The 14491-nt window shown below is 75.7% G+C and carries 10 protein-coding genes; 2 read left to right on the top strand and 8 right to left on the bottom strand.

Going from position 1 to position 14491, the window contains the following annotated elements; translation table 11 throughout:
- Positions 1-29: 29 nt before the first annotated feature.
- A complete protein-coding gene (locus IW256_RS30015; RefSeq protein WP_307829198.1) occupies positions 30-812 on the top strand; it encodes a phytanoyl-CoA dioxygenase family protein in 783 nt (260 codons plus the stop codon).
- 7 nt (positions 813-819) lie between these two features.
- Here the strand turns inward: IW256_RS30015 and IW256_RS30010 are convergent, their stop codons facing one another.
- Together IW256_RS30010 and IW256_RS30005 are read right to left on the bottom strand one after the other, a co-directional pair.
- On the bottom strand, positions 820-4014 hold the full coding sequence (locus IW256_RS30010) for a DUF4132 domain-containing protein (protein WP_197014151.1): 3195 nt from the start codon (positions 4012-4014) through the stop codon (positions 820-822).
- An 83-nt stretch (positions 4015-4097) separates the two neighbouring features.
- Positions 4098-4289, bottom strand: a complete 192-nt coding sequence (locus tag IW256_RS30005) for a hypothetical protein (protein WP_197014150.1) — start codon at positions 4287-4289, stop codon at positions 4098-4100.
- 67 nt (positions 4290-4356) lie between these two features.
- Between IW256_RS30005 and IW256_RS30000 the strand changes: the two genes are divergently transcribed.
- A complete protein-coding gene (locus IW256_RS30000) occupies positions 4357-4914 on the top strand; it encodes an AAA family ATPase (protein ID WP_197014149.1) in 558 nt (185 codons plus the stop codon).
- A 3-nt stretch (positions 4915-4917) separates the two neighbouring features.
- On the opposite strand, the gene IW256_RS29995 is transcribed toward IW256_RS30000, so the two are convergent.
- The 6 genes from IW256_RS29995 to IW256_RS29970 all read right to left on the bottom strand — a co-directional run bounded on the left by IW256_RS29995 (position 4918) and on the right by IW256_RS29970 (position 14456).
- On the bottom strand, positions 4918-5838 hold the full coding sequence (locus IW256_RS29995; RefSeq protein WP_307829196.1) for an alpha/beta fold hydrolase: 921 nt from the start codon (positions 5836-5838) through the stop codon (positions 4918-4920).
- Between the two features lie 89 nt (positions 5839-5927).
- On the bottom strand, positions 5928-8798 hold the full coding sequence (locus IW256_RS29990; protein ID WP_197014148.1) for a helix-turn-helix transcriptional regulator: 2871 nt from the start codon (positions 8796-8798) through the stop codon (positions 5928-5930).
- 123 nt (positions 8799-8921) lie between these two features.
- The gene (locus tag IW256_RS29985; RefSeq protein ID WP_197014147.1) at positions 8922-9383 is read right to left on the bottom strand and encodes a carboxymuconolactone decarboxylase family protein; all 462 of its coding nucleotides are present in this window, start codon (positions 9381-9383) and stop codon (positions 8922-8924) included.
- A gap of 140 nt (positions 9384-9523) precedes the next feature.
- On the bottom strand, positions 9524-10000 hold the full coding sequence (locus IW256_RS29980; RefSeq protein WP_197014146.1) for an RrF2 family transcriptional regulator: 477 nt from the start codon (positions 9998-10000) through the stop codon (positions 9524-9526).
- Positions 10001-10010: 10 nt separating this feature from the next.
- Positions 10011-10895, bottom strand: a complete 885-nt coding sequence (locus IW256_RS29975) for an arylamine N-acetyltransferase family protein (protein ID WP_197014145.1) — start codon at positions 10893-10895, stop codon at positions 10011-10013.
- Positions 10896-10904: 9 nt separating this feature from the next.
- Positions 10905-14456, bottom strand: a complete 3552-nt coding sequence (locus IW256_RS29970) for an AfsR/SARP family transcriptional regulator (protein ID WP_197014144.1) — start codon at positions 14454-14456, stop codon at positions 10905-10907.
- Positions 14457-14491 lie beyond the last annotated feature (35 nt).

The following is a 14491-nucleotide window of genomic DNA, read 5'->3' as shown; positions in this document are numbered from 1 at the left end:
TGGACGCGTCCCCGAAGCGAGGAGTGGCCGTGGTGGTCGAACGAGAGGCCGGCGATGTCGGAGCCGGCGGGCGGATCCCCGACGAACTGGTGGCGGCGTACCGACGGGACGGTTTCGTCCGAGTCCGCGGCGTCCTGGATCCGGACGAGGTCGAACGGTTCCGGGCCGGCGCCGAGGCGTTCCTGGAGGCGCACCGCGCGGAGAGCCTGGAGACGAGCGGCACCTTCAGCCAGCTCGTCAACGTGTGGCGGCGCGACCCGACGCTGCGCGACCTCACCCTCCACCCGCGGCTCGGCCGGATCGCCGAGCGTCTCGCCGGGTTCCCGCTGCGGCTCTGGCACGACCAGATGCTGGTCAAGGAGCCCCACAGCGGCACCGCCACGGAGTTCCACCAGGACCGCCCGTACTGGCCGCACGCCGGTGACCGCCTCCCGCTCTCCGCCTGGATCGCGCTGGTGGACGTCCCGCCGGAGCGCGGATGCATGACCTTCCTGCCCGGCACCCAGGACCGCGCCGGGCTCCGCCCGCAGGACCTGCACGACGCGGAGGACCTGTTCGCGGCCGACCCGTCGCTGCGGTGGGCGCCGCGCGTCACCGTCCCGCTCCGGGCCGGGGACTGCACGTTCCACAGCGGATACACCGGTCACATGGCCCTGCCGAACCGGACCGGGACGGCCCGGCTGGCGCACGTCACCATCTACATGGACGCGGAGACCACTTACGACGGCGGCGCCCACGTCGTCACCGACCGGCTCGGCCTCGCCCCGGGAGACCGGCTGGACGGCGCGGAGTTCCCCCGGCCGTGGGCGTGAACGGCGGTCAGGGGGTCGACAGGTCGGTGAGCTCGGCCAGCAGCTCCGAGGCGGTGATCGGGTCGAGGGGGCCGCCGAGGACGCAGACGCTCGTGAGGGTGACCTGCTCGGTCGGCTCGCGGTGGCCGATCGGGACTCCGGGAGCGAAGACGATCATGGCGTTGGCGCCCCGGGGCAGGGACCGGATCAGGTTGTCGACGATGCCCGCGTCGGCCGGGGCGTTGTGCTCCCAGCCGTGCCGCTCCAGGTTGAGGAGCCGCCCGAGCGGGACCGTGACCCCCTCGAACCGCTCCAGCCCGCCCGTCCGGAGCTCGTCGAGGGTGAGGGCGTGGACGGGCCGGCCCAGCTGGGGGAACGGCTGGGCGATCTCGTAGTCGGCGAAGACCTCCGACCAGGCGGCGATGGAGTCGTCCAGGTCGAGGCGGTGGGCGACGCGGACGGACGCCGCGGGCGGGAGGGTGAGGGTGTCGTCGGCGGGGCCGGCGAACGTGGCGTCCTCCGCGACCCGGAAGGTCGTGCCGTCGTCGGTCAGCCAGACCAGGCGGCGGACGATGTGGCCCATCAGTGGATGGGACATCAGGTACCGCTGGAAATCGGGCAGGTCCCAGCGCCGCCGGGCGATCATCGCGGTCTCCAGCCGCCGGATCTGGACGGCGGCGACCGTGCGGACGTCCTTCTTGAGGGCCGCGAAACGCTTGTACGCGGCGGGCGCCAGCTCCGGGTCGTCCTTGGCGCCGGGCTTCGGCAGCGTCTTGCGCGGCTTCCCGTTCCCGTCGAGGACGTACGGCTTGAGCCGCTCGTCGAAGCCCACGGTGAACCGGCGCGGGCCGTAGTCCAGGACCAGCCCGCCGCCCGGATCGAGGCCGAAGTCGGGGACGAGCCGGTCGGCCAGCTCGTCCTCGGACAGGCCCAGCTCCTCGGCGATCTGGTCGATCTTCTCCCGGGCCTGCTCCCGGAGCCCCTTGAACTTGAGCTTCTGCGCGATGCCGTGCAGGTGGGTGAGGGCGACGTCGGTGCCGATCTCCGCGAGCACGTCCAGTCCGGCGGAGGCGTTCTTGTGGCGGCTCTGCCCGGGCCACGCCCTGATCAGCGGGGCGAGGCGGCGGGCGGCGTCGTCACCGCCGAACGGGCCGAGCTGGGTGAGCGCCCAGCCGTCCCTGGCCGGAGAGCCGGCCGCCTGCCAGCGTTCGAAGACCGCCCAGGAGAACTCGGCCAGGGACTCCGCGTCGCACGTCGCGCGGATCTCCTCGGCCGCTCCGCGGGGGATGCCGTCCGGAAGCGCAAGCAGCATGAGCAGGTGGCGGACGGCCGAGGGCGGCAGCGCGCGGTCGCGGCCGTTCAGCAGGACGCGGGGGAGGAGCGCCGGGTCCGCCCAGTCACCGATCTTCGGGGCCCGGACCGGCATCACCTCGGACGGGTCCTTCGTCATGAGGTCGGCGATGGCGGCGGCGGCCCGGTCGCCGTAGGCGCGGGCGACCTCGATGACCGGTTCGGCGCCGTCGCGCTCGGCGATGCGGAGCAGGGCCAGTTCAGCGGCGTGCCGTGGCGCGCGCGCCCGGCCGAGCGCCGCCGGGACGAACAGCGGGGCGGCGGCGACCCGATGCCGCGCGAACCAGTCGGACGCGATGGGCCGCGCCGACTTCAGCCGGACCGCCCAGTCGGCCATCATCGACGCGACCTGCGGGGTCAGGAACGGGACGAGGGCCTCACCGGCACCCGCCGCCCTCTTGGCGGCGGCGTGCAGCAGTATCGGGACGGCGTCGAGCTCGAACCGGGCGGCCAGCTCCAGCGCGTGCCGTTCGACCGACCACAGGCTGTGAGGGGACCAGGCCCCGAACAGGGGCCGCACGCGTTCCTTCGGTCCGTTGAGGAACAGGATGGTCTCCTGCCAAGGCTGCAGCAGCCCCTTCTCATAGTCGGCGAGCCACTGGGCCCAGTCCTCTTTGCGGTGATAGGTGGAGGACCACAGTTTGCGTTCGCCCCTCTTCCAGCGGACGGCGGGGTCGGTGAAAGGGAGGAGGCCGTCGATCACGACGGGCTCGCGGGCCGGGCGCTTGCGCGTCCACGGCGGATCGGCGAGCGAGGCGGGCAGCTCCGCCGCCGAAGCCTCCGGGACGCGGGCCGTGGCGGGTGGCTCGGGGGCCAGCTCCGGGTGGGCCAGCAGGTGGTCGGACAGCAGCTCGGCGGCGAGGGCGGCGGCCTTGCCCGTGCCGGACGCGGCGGGCGGCAGCAGCCGTGCGGCGCGGGCGGGGAAGCGTTTCATGGCGGCCAGGAGAGCAGGCTGGACGCGTTCCTTGCCGGCCCGGTCGAGCAGCGCCTGGAACGCCTCGTCGGTGGGAAGGATCGCGAGCGATTCGGCGGTATGGCGCCGCGCGTCGGCGCGCGTGGCGGAGTCGTACGCCTCGGCCAGCACCGGAGCCAGGGCCGCGCCCGCACCGTCCACGGCGGTCGTGACCAGGTCGGCCTGGCCCGCCATCCAGCCGAGAGGGCCCAGCGGGACGAGCTGCTCGGCCGAACGGACCGAACACCACAGCATCCAGTCGCGGCTGTGCCGCAGGCCGTTGTCGATCTCGTCCAGGCACTCGTTCACCCAGTCCTGGCGCGTCGGGACCAGATAGGCGGTGACCAGGCGCAGGAGCGGATCGTCCCGGTAATCCTCCAGGCGGGCGACGGCCCGGTCGTACTCGGTGCCGTCCGCGGCAGCGAGGACGGCGCGCATCCGGCGGGCCGCGCCACGGGTGCTCCACCAGTGGCCGTACTTCTCCTTAGGGTTCCGGAGGCGGACCCATGCCTCGGTCGCCTCGCCCCGTTCGATCCACCGCCAGGTGGGCTCGGCCTTGGAGAGCGCGGCGACCGCGGCCGCGGCGAAGGCCACGCCGTGCTCGGTGCACCACGCGTCCACGAGCGCGGTGAGGTGATCGCTTTGAATGCTCTCCTGGCGGGTCACGATCTGGCCGGCCACGGCGGCGCCCAGCGGATCGTCCTCGCCGCGCAGGTGGCGGCGGGTCGCGGCGACGAGCCCGGGATCGCTGCGCGGATGGTCGAGCAGCTCGTCGATCTCCGCGGCCTGGGCCTCGATCCTGGCGCGGAGGGCCGGCCCGGCGGACGGGGCCGGCTTGATCGCCGGGCCTGGCGTCCCGCCGCGCCGGGGGTGGAGGCGGCGCCGCCAGGACGGCGGGATGATTAAGGTCTCCTCGTCCATGCCGCCACACCGTAGGCGCCCCCGCCGACAGAACCCCGCCCGAGCCCGGCCGGGGCTCGGTGCCGGTCAGGGCAGGGCGCCGGTCAGGGCACTTCGGTCTGCGGGCTGTACCCCTCGTCCTCGCCACCCGGCGCGTCGGGCCGGGCGTTGGGCGGATCGGTGGGGCCGGGGGCGTGCTCCCCGGCGAAGTCCGCGTCCTCCTCCTGCGGCGCGCCGGCCTCCGCGCGCCGGTCGGCCAGGGTCCTGGCCTCGTCTTCTTCCTTGCGTTCGGGCATGTCGACCTCCTTGTGGGGCCGCGTACCCCGGGCACGGCCGTCCATCCGCTTCCACGACAATCCCTCCATGAGCGAACGGTTCGTCGTCCTGACCGGTGGCCCCGGCTCGGGGAAGAGCACGTTGATCGAACGGCTGGTCGCGGCCGGATTCGGCCGTTCCGAGGAGGCCGGACGCGGGGTGATCCGAGACCAGGTGGCGATCGGCGGTCCCGCCCTGCCCTGGAACGATCCGGCGCTGTTCGCCGAACTGATGCTCGGCTGGGAGTTGCGTTCCTACCGCCTGGCCGCCGGGGACGGCGTCGGCCCGGTCTTCTTCGACCGGGGCGTGCCCGACATCGTGGGCTATCTCCGGCTGGAGAGGCGGCCCGTACCGGCCCACGTGGAAGAGGCGGCACGGGCCTTCCGCTACCACCACCGGGTGTTCGTCGCGCCGCCCTGGCCGGAGATCTACGAGCGGGACGAGGAGCGCAGGCAGTCCCAGGAGGTGGCGGAGCGGACCTACGAGTCCATGGTCGAGACCTACGGGGAGTACGGCTACGACCTGGTGACCCTGCCCAGGTGCCCGGTGGAGGAACGGTTCCGGTTCGTCCTGGACACCCTCGGGCTCCCCGAGCGGCGCCCGTGACGGTCAGGTGGCCGGTGCGGTGGCGCGGGCGGTGTGGGACAGGATCGCCCCGGCCAGCTCCGAGTGGACCTGAGGCGGCAGGGTGTGGCCCATGCCCTCGATCATCAGCAGCTCGGCGCCGGGGATCTCCGCGGCGATGAGCGCGCCGTGGCCCGGTTTGACGGGCTCGCGGGTGCCCTCGACGACCAGCGTGGGCGCGGTGATCCGGCCCAGCAGCCCGGTGGGCTCGAAGTCCGGGTCGGCCGCCGCGGCGAGGCGGTGACCGGCCTCGGAACCGGGACGGCGGGCACGGTCGAAGATCCGTTCCTCCTGGCGGCGCTGCTCGTCCTCGTCGAACGGGATGTCCGGGGCGTGCAGGACCCGGGCCAGCGCGACCTGGAAGCCGACCAGGGCGCGCCGGTCCGCGGGCGGCGGCTCCGCGGCGGCCCGCGCGAAGAACTCCACGAAGGCCGGGAGGGGCGGCGGGAGGTCGCCCGGCCGGTTCGGCTCGCCGGTAAGGGCGCGCATCAGCACCTCCCCCTCCCGGCGGCCGAGCGGGGAGGAGCCGATCGCCGTCAGCGTCAGCACCCGGTCCGGGTGTTCGGCCGCGATCCACTGGCCCAGCAGCCCGCCGGCCGAATGCCCCACGATGTGGGCGGCGGGGATCCCGTAGGCGTCAAGTACGCCGAGCACGTCGTTCTTGACGTCGGCCCAGGTGTAGGGGGCGGTCTCGAAGTCGACCGCGCTGGACCTCCCGGTGTCGCGGTGGTCGTAGCGGATGACCCTGCGCCCGCCCGCGGCGAGCCGCCCGACCAGGGCGTCGGGCCACACCACGCCCTGCGACATCGATCCCATCACCAGGAGCACGGGCGGGTGGGACGGGTCACCGAACTCCTCCGTCCACAGCTCCACGTCTCCGGTGTTCACCATGCGTCCGGTCGTCACAAGGGCCTCCTCGTTTCGCGTCGTGCGTCCAGCTTGTCCGCCAGGGGACCCGGTGGCTTCAGTAGGACCACTGGTGTCCCGGTACGGGGTCACCCCAGTGGAGCCACCAGCCGGGCCAGTTCGGTACGGGAGGAGATGCCGAGCTTGGGATAGATCTTGTAGAGGTGGTACTCGACCGTGCGGGGGCTGAGGAACAGCCGCGCGGCCACGTCCCGGTTGGCGGCACCCTCCGCGACCAGGCGCGCGATGCGCAGTTCCTGCGGGGTCAGCCGGTTGAGGGCGTCCGGCTCGGCCTCCGGTACGGCCCGTTCACCCGCCGCCCGCAGCTCCTCGCGGGCACGGCGGGCCCAGGGGGCGGCGCCCAGCCGGGCGAAGGCCTCCTCAGCGGCCCGCAGTGGTGACCGCGCGTCCCCCGCCCGCTGGGTCCGGCGCAGCCGTTCCCCGTAGAGCAGGCGGGTCCGTGCGGTCTCGAACGGGGAGTCGCCGTCGGCCGCGTGCAGCCGCAGCGCCTCCTCGTAGAGTGCGAGGGCCTTGTCCTCCTCCTCCAGCAGCGCGCGGCAGCGGAGCAGGAGGGCGCGCGACTGGGCGGTCTGCGCATGCACCGACCAGCGTTCGTACGCGGTCACGGCGGCGCGGGCGGCGTCCGTCTCGCCGCACGCCACGGCGGCCTCCACCCGGTCCGGGGTGGACCGCCAGACCGATGCGGGATGCCCGGCGCCCGGCCCGGCCGTGACCAGGCCCTCGAACCGGGCGTGCGCCGCGGCGAACCGGCCCATCCCCAGGTCGAGCAGCCCCAGCGCGTACGTGGCGACGCTGACGCGGAGCCCGAGCCGGTGCGGGATCGCGATCTCCAGCGCCTCCCGCGCGAGCCGCGCGCAGTCGTCCTCGTGCCCCCGCACGGCCGCGACGGCCGCCAGGTTCGCCAGGTGGGCGGCGACGGAGTTGGTGTAGCCCGCCTCCCGGGCGAGCGCCAGCCCCTCGTCGGCGACGGCGGCGCTGAGCGCGAACCGGCCGCCGAACCGTTCCGCCGTGGCCACGAACTCCAGGACGACCGGGAGCTGACCGGCCATCCCGGAGTGCCGGGCGACCCGTCCGGCGCGCACGGCCAGGCCGGCGGACGCGTCCGCCTCGCCCAGGTGGCTCGCCGCCGCCGCGGCCCAGAGGAGCCCGGCGGCGTCGTCCAGGCCGTCGGCGGCGCGCAGCGCGTCCCGCAGCAGCGCGCCGCCGCGCCCGGCGTCCCCGTCCAGCATCGCCCCGATCCCGGCCACCACCTGCCGGGTGAACCCTTCGGGCAGGCCCTCGGCGCGCCGCCCGAGGTCGACGATCGCCGCGGTGTCGCCCACCATCCCGGCGGCCTCGGAGGCGTCGGCGAGCAGGCCGAGGGCCAGGGCCGGATCGTGGGCGCGGACCCGCTCGGCGCCGTCCTGGAGGAGCCGCCGGGCCTCGTCGGCGTCGCCGCGGTTGAGCTCGAAACGGCCGCGGAGGCGCGTCAGCTCGGCGAGCAGGGACGGCCCTGCCGCCCCTGCCGCACCGGTAGTACCGGCGGCCCCGGTCGCCCCGGCCGTACCGGCCGTACCGGCGAGTTCCCGCGCCTCGGCGAGGTGGCTCTCCGCCTGTCCCGGCCGGCCGCCGAGCCAGGCAGCGGTGGCGGCGTCGGCGAGCCGCCGGGCCCGGACGGCCGGGTCGGGGGTGAGATCGGCGGACCTGGCCAGCGCGGCGGCGGCGTCGGCGTACCCGCCCCGCTCGCTGGCCCGGCCCGCCAACGCGGCGAGCGCGTCGGCGACCTCGGCGTCGCGGCCGGTCGCCGCGGCGGCCCGGTGCCAGGCGCTCCGGTCCTCGTCCCCGGCACGGGACAGCTCCTCGGCGAGGCTCGCGTGCGCGCGGCGCCGTTCGGAGGGCGAGGCCGCCGCGTACACCGCCGAACGGACCAGCGGGTGCCGCAGGCGCAGCCGCGCGCCCGCCACCTCCACCAGCCCCGCGGCCTCCGCCGCCTCCAAGCCCGCGGGGTCGCCGCCCAGCCGCCCGGCGGCGCGCAGCACCAGGTCGAGGTCGCCCCGTCCCTCGGCGGCGGCGGCGAGCAGAACCGGCCGCGCCGTCCCGGGCAGCCGTGCCACCTGGTCACCGAACAGCGTGGGGCCGACCGGGAGCGGGTCGGGCAGCGGCGCGCGCCCCGCCAGCTGATCGGCGGTGAGCAGTTCGGCGGCCTCCGCGAGGGCGAGCGGGTTCCCGCCGGTCAGCGCCACGATCCGGGCACGGACAGGGGCCGCGACGGGGGCCGCGACGGGGGCCGCGACGGGGGCCGGGACGGGCGCGGGCTCCGGCCCGGACTCGCGCCCGGACCCGCGCCCGGCCCCGCGTCCGGATCCGCGTCCGGCGCGTTCCGCCAGCATCGCGGCGGCGCTCTCCGGGTCGAGATCGCCGATCCGCAGCTCCGGCACGTCCCGCACCACCGCCCCGGAGTCCGCACGCATCGCGAAGAGCATCGCCACCCGGTCGTCGGCCAGGCGGCGCGCCGCGAAGAGGAGCACGTCCAGCGAGGCGCGGTCGAACCATTGGACGTCGTCGAGCAGGCACAGCAGCCCGCCGCCGTCCGCCGCCACCTCGCCCAGCAGCGAGAGCACCCCGGCCGCCACCAGGAAACGCGCGTCGGAGGGGGCCTGGGAGAGCCCGAGCGCCCCGCGTACGGCGCCGCGCTGCGGTCCGGGCAGCGACTCCAGGCGGCCGGTCACCGGAAGCAGCAGCTGGTGCAGGGCGGCGAAGGCCATCGCCTGCTCGGGCTCGGCCCCCGCCGCCCGCAGCACCCGCATGCCTCGCGGGACGGTCGCCCCCGCGTGCTCCAGCAACGCGGACTTGCCGACCCCGGGCCCGCCCCGCAGCAGGAGCGCGCCTCCCGCGCCCCGTGCCGCGGAGGTCACGGTCTCAGCGACCGCCGCCTCTTCCGCCGCTCGCCCCCACAACATGCGTCGATTGTCCCGTACGGGCTTCACGTGGGCGGGCGGCGGTGGGACGGCCGCCGGGGTGCGGGGGTCTCCGAAGGCCGTCCGGGGGTCGCCGAAGGCTGCCGGGGGGCCGGGGGCCGGGGGTCAGCCCTGGCGGAGGGCGCCGGCGGGCAGGCGGACGGTCACGTTGATCCGGTTCCAGGCGTTGATCGTGGAGATCGCCATGACCAGCGCCACCAGGTCCTCCTCCGAGTAGTGTGCGGCGGCCTCGTTCCAGACCGCGTCCGGGACGCCGTCGGGGTTGTCGGCGATACGGGTGGCGGCCTCGGCGAGGGCCAGCGCGGCGCGCTCCTCGTCGGTGTAGTACGGGGCCTCGCGCCAGGCGGCCACCGACCACAGCCGCTCGTCGCTCTCGCCTTCCTTCTTCAGGTCATAGGCGTGCATGTCCACGCAGAAGCCGCAGCCGTTGATCTGGCTGACCCGGAGCTTGAGCAGGTGCAGGGTGGTGGAGGGGATGCCGGTCCCGGCCAGGAAGGCCTCCAGGTCCAGCATCGCCTTGTAGGCGTTGGGTGCGATCTTGGCGATGTTGGGGATCCGTGCCTGCATGTGCCGTTCCTTTCGATGATCTAGATACTTGTTATCCAGATTTGGGAGCTGCCCGCCCGTGGCCATGCGCCAGAGGGGAGGGGGTCAGAGGGACAGGGGGTCAGGAGGCAGAGGGGGTCAGAGGGATAGGGGGCAGAGGGTCAGGTGCGGGCGTACCAGTGGCGGAGCCATTCGCCGAGCCGCGGGACCTGGTCCTCGGCCTCGGCCCGGACGTCGGCGAGGGTCTGCTCGGCCAGCGCCCGCCGCCAGGCCAGCTCGGCCCGCCGCATCGCGGTGCTGACCGCGCACGGTCGGCGGAACGCCTTCTCGGGACTCTCCGCGCCCGCGCCGCGCTGCCGGATCTCGGTGCACTGGAACGCGGGGTCGGGGCCCTCGATCGCGGTGACCACGTCCATCATCGTGATCCGGTCCAGCGGCCGGGCCAGCCGGAAGCCGCCCCGCGCGCCCGCCGTCGAGGTGAGGATCCCGGCCCTGACCAGGGCCTGGAGCTGCTTGTTGAGGTACGGGGGCGGGAGGTCGTAGCCGGCGGCGAGCCGGGTCGTGGGCACCGGCCGCTCCTCGTCCAGCCAGTCGAGGAGCAGGCACACGTGCACCGCCCACTCGACACCCTCGTTCATCCGCACGGCGCTACCCCCGCGGATCTCGTGACGTACGGGTGAGCTCGGCGACCAGGCGGGCGGTGTCCTCGGCGTCCAGTTCGATGCCGAACAGCTCGGCGAGCGCGTCCGGCACCTCTCCGGGCTCCAGGTCACGGTGCCGGACGGGGTCGGCGCGGCCGTCGGCGTGGACGGTCTTGAGCCTGGTGTCGTCCAGCTCGTGCTTGGTCTCGGCGTCCAGGTACTGCGCGTAGGCCCGGCCGGTGAACGGCGACCGCGGGTGGGTCGAGACGAAGTGGCTGCCCACCTCGTAGTCGATCCGGTACGCCGGGGCCAGGGCGAACGAGTGCCGCAGCAGCCACCCCTCCGGCCCGTGCTGGTGGAGCGCCCAGCGTTCGACGGGCAGGCCGCTCATGGACGTGGCGATCCGTTCCAGCCGGAACGCCCAGCCGCCCTGCGCGGACTCCGCGCCGTCGACGAAGCGGAGGGGCTCCAGGGGGCCGGCGCCGAAGCCGACGTCGCAGAGCCACGTCCCGCCCTCCACCTCCACGCGCAGCAGCGCGTGCGTCGCGGGAAGGAGCTTCTCGATCCCCATGGAGACCCGGGCCGACAGCGCGGTGAAGGTGAACCCGAGCCGTTCCAGGGCCGCGGCGAACAGCTCGATGTGCTCGAAGCAGTAGCCGCCGCGCCGCCGGTGGACCATCTTGTCCTGGAGGGCCTTGACGCCCAGTACCACGGGCCGGCCCAGCACGATCTCCAGGTTCTCGAACGGGATCGAGGTGACGTGCGCGCGCTGCAGCTCCCGCAGCGTGGCGAGCGTGGGCGTGCGGTCGCCGCCGTACCCGATCCGCGCGAGGTAGGCGTCGAGGTCGAGCTCCTCGCCCTGCCAGGCCAGGTCGCCGGGCGCGTGCGTCATCAGCCCCCCTCAATCTGGATGATCTACGTCTAGATTAAACCATGCCTCCGGACGGCTGTCACGGCCGCGCGCGAACGCGGCGGCGAAGGCCGTCCCGCCCAGCGCGTCCCGGGCTCGGGCGGAGATCCGGTCGACGTCCGCCCGCTCGGCCGGCGGCAGCGGGGCGCCGGCGGACGCGCGGGCGGCGCCGGCCGTCCCGAGCAGGCGCGCGGCCCGCGCGTGCTCACCGGCCAGGGCCCGGGCCCCGGCCAGCCCCTCCAGGGCCAGCGCGACCGCCCGCGGGTCGCCGGTCGCGGCGGCCGCCTCGAACCCCTCGCGGTGCAGGGCCAGCGCGCGTTCGGCGTCCCCGCGCTCCTCGGCGACGAACCCGAGCTGGGCCAGAACGAACGCGACCCCCGAATGCCCGCCCACACCGCGCAGCCAGCCGAGACAGGCCCGCAGATGGGCCTCGGCCGCGTCGTGGTCGCCGCGCCGCCGGGCCACCAGCGCCAACCCGATCTCGGCGAACTCCAGGGCTGATCGCGCGGCCAGCTCGCCGGCCTGACGCCGGGCGCGTTCGTGCAGGTCGCGCGCCCGTTCGAGATCACCCTCCAGCAGCGCGATCCGGCCCAGCGCCGCGAGCTGGAACGCGACCTCGTCCCCCATCCCCAGCTCGCCGGCCAGCCGCAGGGTTTCCCGCCGGAGCGCGGCCGAACGCCCGTAGTCTCCGGTGATCTCGGCATGGCGGCTCAGCGCGTCGGTGGCCTCCAGCAGCCCCCAGCGATCGCCCACCTCCCGGAACAGGGCCAGAGCGTCCGCGCCTTCGCGGGCGAGCGCGTCCAGGTCGCCCCGGACCATCGCCTGCCTGGCCCGGGTGGTCAGCGCGGCGGCCGTCCCCCAGCGGTCGCCCCGCGCGCGGAACACGGCCAGCGCGCGGCCGACCCGTTCCGCGTTCGCCTCCAGGTCGCCGTACGGCCAGTGGACGTGGCCGAGGAACCACTCCGCCCTCGCGCGTTCCAGTGGCGCCTCGAGATCGTCGTACGCGCGCAGCGCCGCCAGCCTCAGCCGTTCGGAGTCGTGGCCCTCGCCCGAGGCCATCACTATCCCGGTGTGCCAGGTCAGGGCCTCGGCCCGCCGTAGCCGCCCGTCCGTTCCGCTCGTGTCGTCCGTTCCGTTCGGGGCCGTTCCGCTCGTGTCGTCCGTTCCGGCCGGGGCGGGGACCGCCAGCGCGGCGGCCAGCGACCGGGCCGCCGCGCCGTGCCGGCCGCGCAGGTACCAGTACCAGGCGAGCGCGTTGACCAGGCGCAACGCCTGCCCGGCGGCACCGTCCGCGATCACCTGGTCCAGCGCGGCCCGCAGGTTGGCGCCCTCGCGGTCGAGCACGCCGAGCCAGTGCGCCTGCTCGGGGCCGCGCAGCCGGGGCGCAGCGCGTTCGGCGAGGCGGATGTAGTAGCGGGCGTGGCGGCGGCGCAGCCGGTCGTACTCGCCCGCCTCGCGCAGGCGCTCCAGGCCGTAGGCGGCGACCGACTCCAGCAGCCGGTAGCGGACCGTCCCGTCATCGGTCACGGTGACCAGCGAACGGTCGACCAGGCGCGCGAGCAGCTCGGCGACCTCGGGATCGGCGGCGAGGCCGTCCTCGCCCCCGTCGCCCCCGTCGCCCCCGTCGCCCCCGTCGCTCCCGTCGGTCCCTTCGCCCCCGTCGGCGCCGACGTGCTCGGCGGCCTCCAGCGTGCAGCCGTCCGCGTGGACGGCCAGGCGGCGCAGCACGCGCCGTTCGGGCTCGGGCAGCGGCTCCCAGCTCCAGTCGATCACCGCGCGGAGGGTCCGCTGGCGCGCCGGGACGTCCCGGCGGCCGGACGCCAGCACCCGGAACCGGTCGTCGAGCCGGGCGGCCAGCTCGCGCACGCCCAGCGCGCGGACCCGGGTCGCCGCCAGCTCCAGCGCGAGCGGGATGCCGTCCAGCCGCCGGCAGATCGCCGCGACCGCCGGAGCCGTCGCCGCGTCCAGGACGAACCCCGGCGCCGCCGCGGTGGCCCGCGCGACGAACAGCCGCACCGCACTGGACCCGGCCAGCTCCGCCGGCTCCGCCGGCTCCGGCGGGCTCGCCGGGGGCGTCTGGTCAACCGGGTGCGCCGGGGGCCTCCGGCCTCTCTGGCGCATCTGGTCCATCCGGTCCGCTGGGTAAGCCGGGTATGCGTCCGCGCCGTGGCCGGGGCCGGGGGCGCCGGGCGTGTCCAGCGGCGGTACGACCTTGAGCCGCTCGCCCTCGACGCCCAGCGGCTCGCGGCCGGTGGCCAGGATCCGCAGGCCGGGCGCGGCGGCCAGCAGCCGCGCGGCCAGCTCGGCGGCGGGCGCGACGACGTGCTCGCAGTTGTCCAGGACCAGCAGCGTCCGGCGGTCCCGCAGCGCGGCGGCGAGCCGGTCCGCCGGGCCGGCCGGGCCGGGGTCGTCCCGGAGCCCGAGGACGCCCGCCACGATCTCCGCGAGCGCGCCGGTGCCGACCGGGCGAGCGGACGCCGGCTCCACGCGCACGGGTGCCAGCTCCACCAGCCACACCCCGTCCGGGTACGGCCCCGCGCGGGCGGCGGCCTCCAGGGCCAGGCGGGTCTTGCCGACCCCGCCGGGGCCGGTCAGCGTCACCAGCCGCGCGGCACCGAGGAGGCCGAGGACCTCGGCGACCGCCTCCTCGCGGCCGATCAGCTCGCTCAGCGGCGCCGGAAGATTGGTGGTCCGGCGCTTCGGCTGGGGACGGCCGCGGTCCCGCGAGTCGCGCTGCGCGGGTGGCGAGGGCTGCGCGGGTGGCGAGGGCTGCGCGGGTGGCTGGGATGGCGTGGGCGGGGCGAGGGACGGGTCGTGGGTGAGGATCGCCTGGTGGAGCGCGGCCAGGTCGGGACCGGGGTCGACGCCCAGCTCGTCGGCCAGGCGGAGGCGCAGGTCGTGGTAGCTCGCGAGCGCGTCGCCCTGCCGTCCGGCGAGGTAGAGGGCCCGGACGTACGCGGCGCGGAGCCGTTCGCGCAACGGGTGCAGCTCGACCGGCGCGGCCAGCTCGGACACCACGAGCGCGTGCTCGCCCAGGCGAAGCCGGGTCTCGGCCAGCTCCTCCAGTGCGGCCAGCCGTCGTTCCTCCAGGCCCGCGACCGCCCCGCGCGCGAACTCCGCGTCGGCGAAGTCGGCGAAGGCCGGGCCGCGCCACAGCGCCAGGGCGTCCGCGAGGAGGTCCGCCCTCGCCTCCGGATCGGCCGCCCCACCCGCCCGTGCGAGCAGGTCGGCGAAGCGTTCCGCGTCCACCGCTCCGGTGTCGAGCGCGTACCCGGGCGGCCGGAGCGCCACCAGTTCCCGCGCGCCCGGCTCCGCGCCGTCCAGGATCCCGCGCAGCTGCGACACCCGCGCCTGAAGCGTGCCGGTGGGATTGCGCGGAGGCCGTTCGCCCCATAGGTCGTGGACGAGCCTGTCGGCGGGGACGGGACGTCCGGGCGTGGTGAGCAGATCGGCCAGCAGCGCCCTGACCTTCGTCTCGGGAACGTGGACGGGACGGCCGTCGTCCGTCCACACGGCCAGTGGACCGAGCACCCCGAAACGCACGGCGCCAGGGTAGCCGCCCTCACCGACAGGACCCG

It is taken from the genome of Actinomadura viridis (genome assembly GCF_015751755.1).
Lineage (GTDB): Bacteria > Actinomycetota > Actinomycetes > Streptosporangiales > Streptosporangiaceae > Spirillospora > Spirillospora viridis.
Note: the sequence above shows the minus strand (reverse complement) of the source record. Positions and strands in the feature narration are given on the sequence as shown.

What these genes read in the sequence shown, in the direction of transcription:
- IW256_RS30010 (WP_197014151.1), bottom strand. Translation starts at nt 4,014, where the DNA reads ATGGACGAGGAGACCTTAATCATCCCGCCGTCCTGGCGGCGCCGCCTC.
- IW256_RS30005 (WP_197014150.1), bottom strand. Translation starts at nt 4,289, where the DNA reads ATGCCCGAACGCAAGGAAGAAGACGAGGCCAGGACCCTGGCCGACCGG.
- IW256_RS30000 (WP_197014149.1), top strand. Translation starts at nt 4,357, where the DNA reads ATGAGCGAACGGTTCGTCGTCCTGACCGGTGGCCCCGGCTCGGGGAAG.
- IW256_RS29990 (WP_197014148.1), bottom strand. Translation starts at nt 8,798, where the DNA reads ATGTTGTGGGGGCGAGCGGCGGAAGAGGCGGCGGTCGCTGAGACCGTG.
- IW256_RS29985 (WP_197014147.1), bottom strand. Translation starts at nt 9,383, where the DNA reads ATGCAGGCACGGATCCCCAACATCGCCAAGATCGCACCCAACGCCTAC.
- IW256_RS29980 (WP_197014146.1), bottom strand. Translation starts at nt 10,000, where the DNA reads ATGAACGAGGGTGTCGAGTGGGCGGTGCACGTGTGCCTGCTCCTCGAC.
- IW256_RS29975 (WP_197014145.1), bottom strand. Translation starts at nt 10,895, where the DNA reads ATGACGCACGCGCCCGGCGACCTGGCCTGGCAGGGCGAGGAGCTCGAC.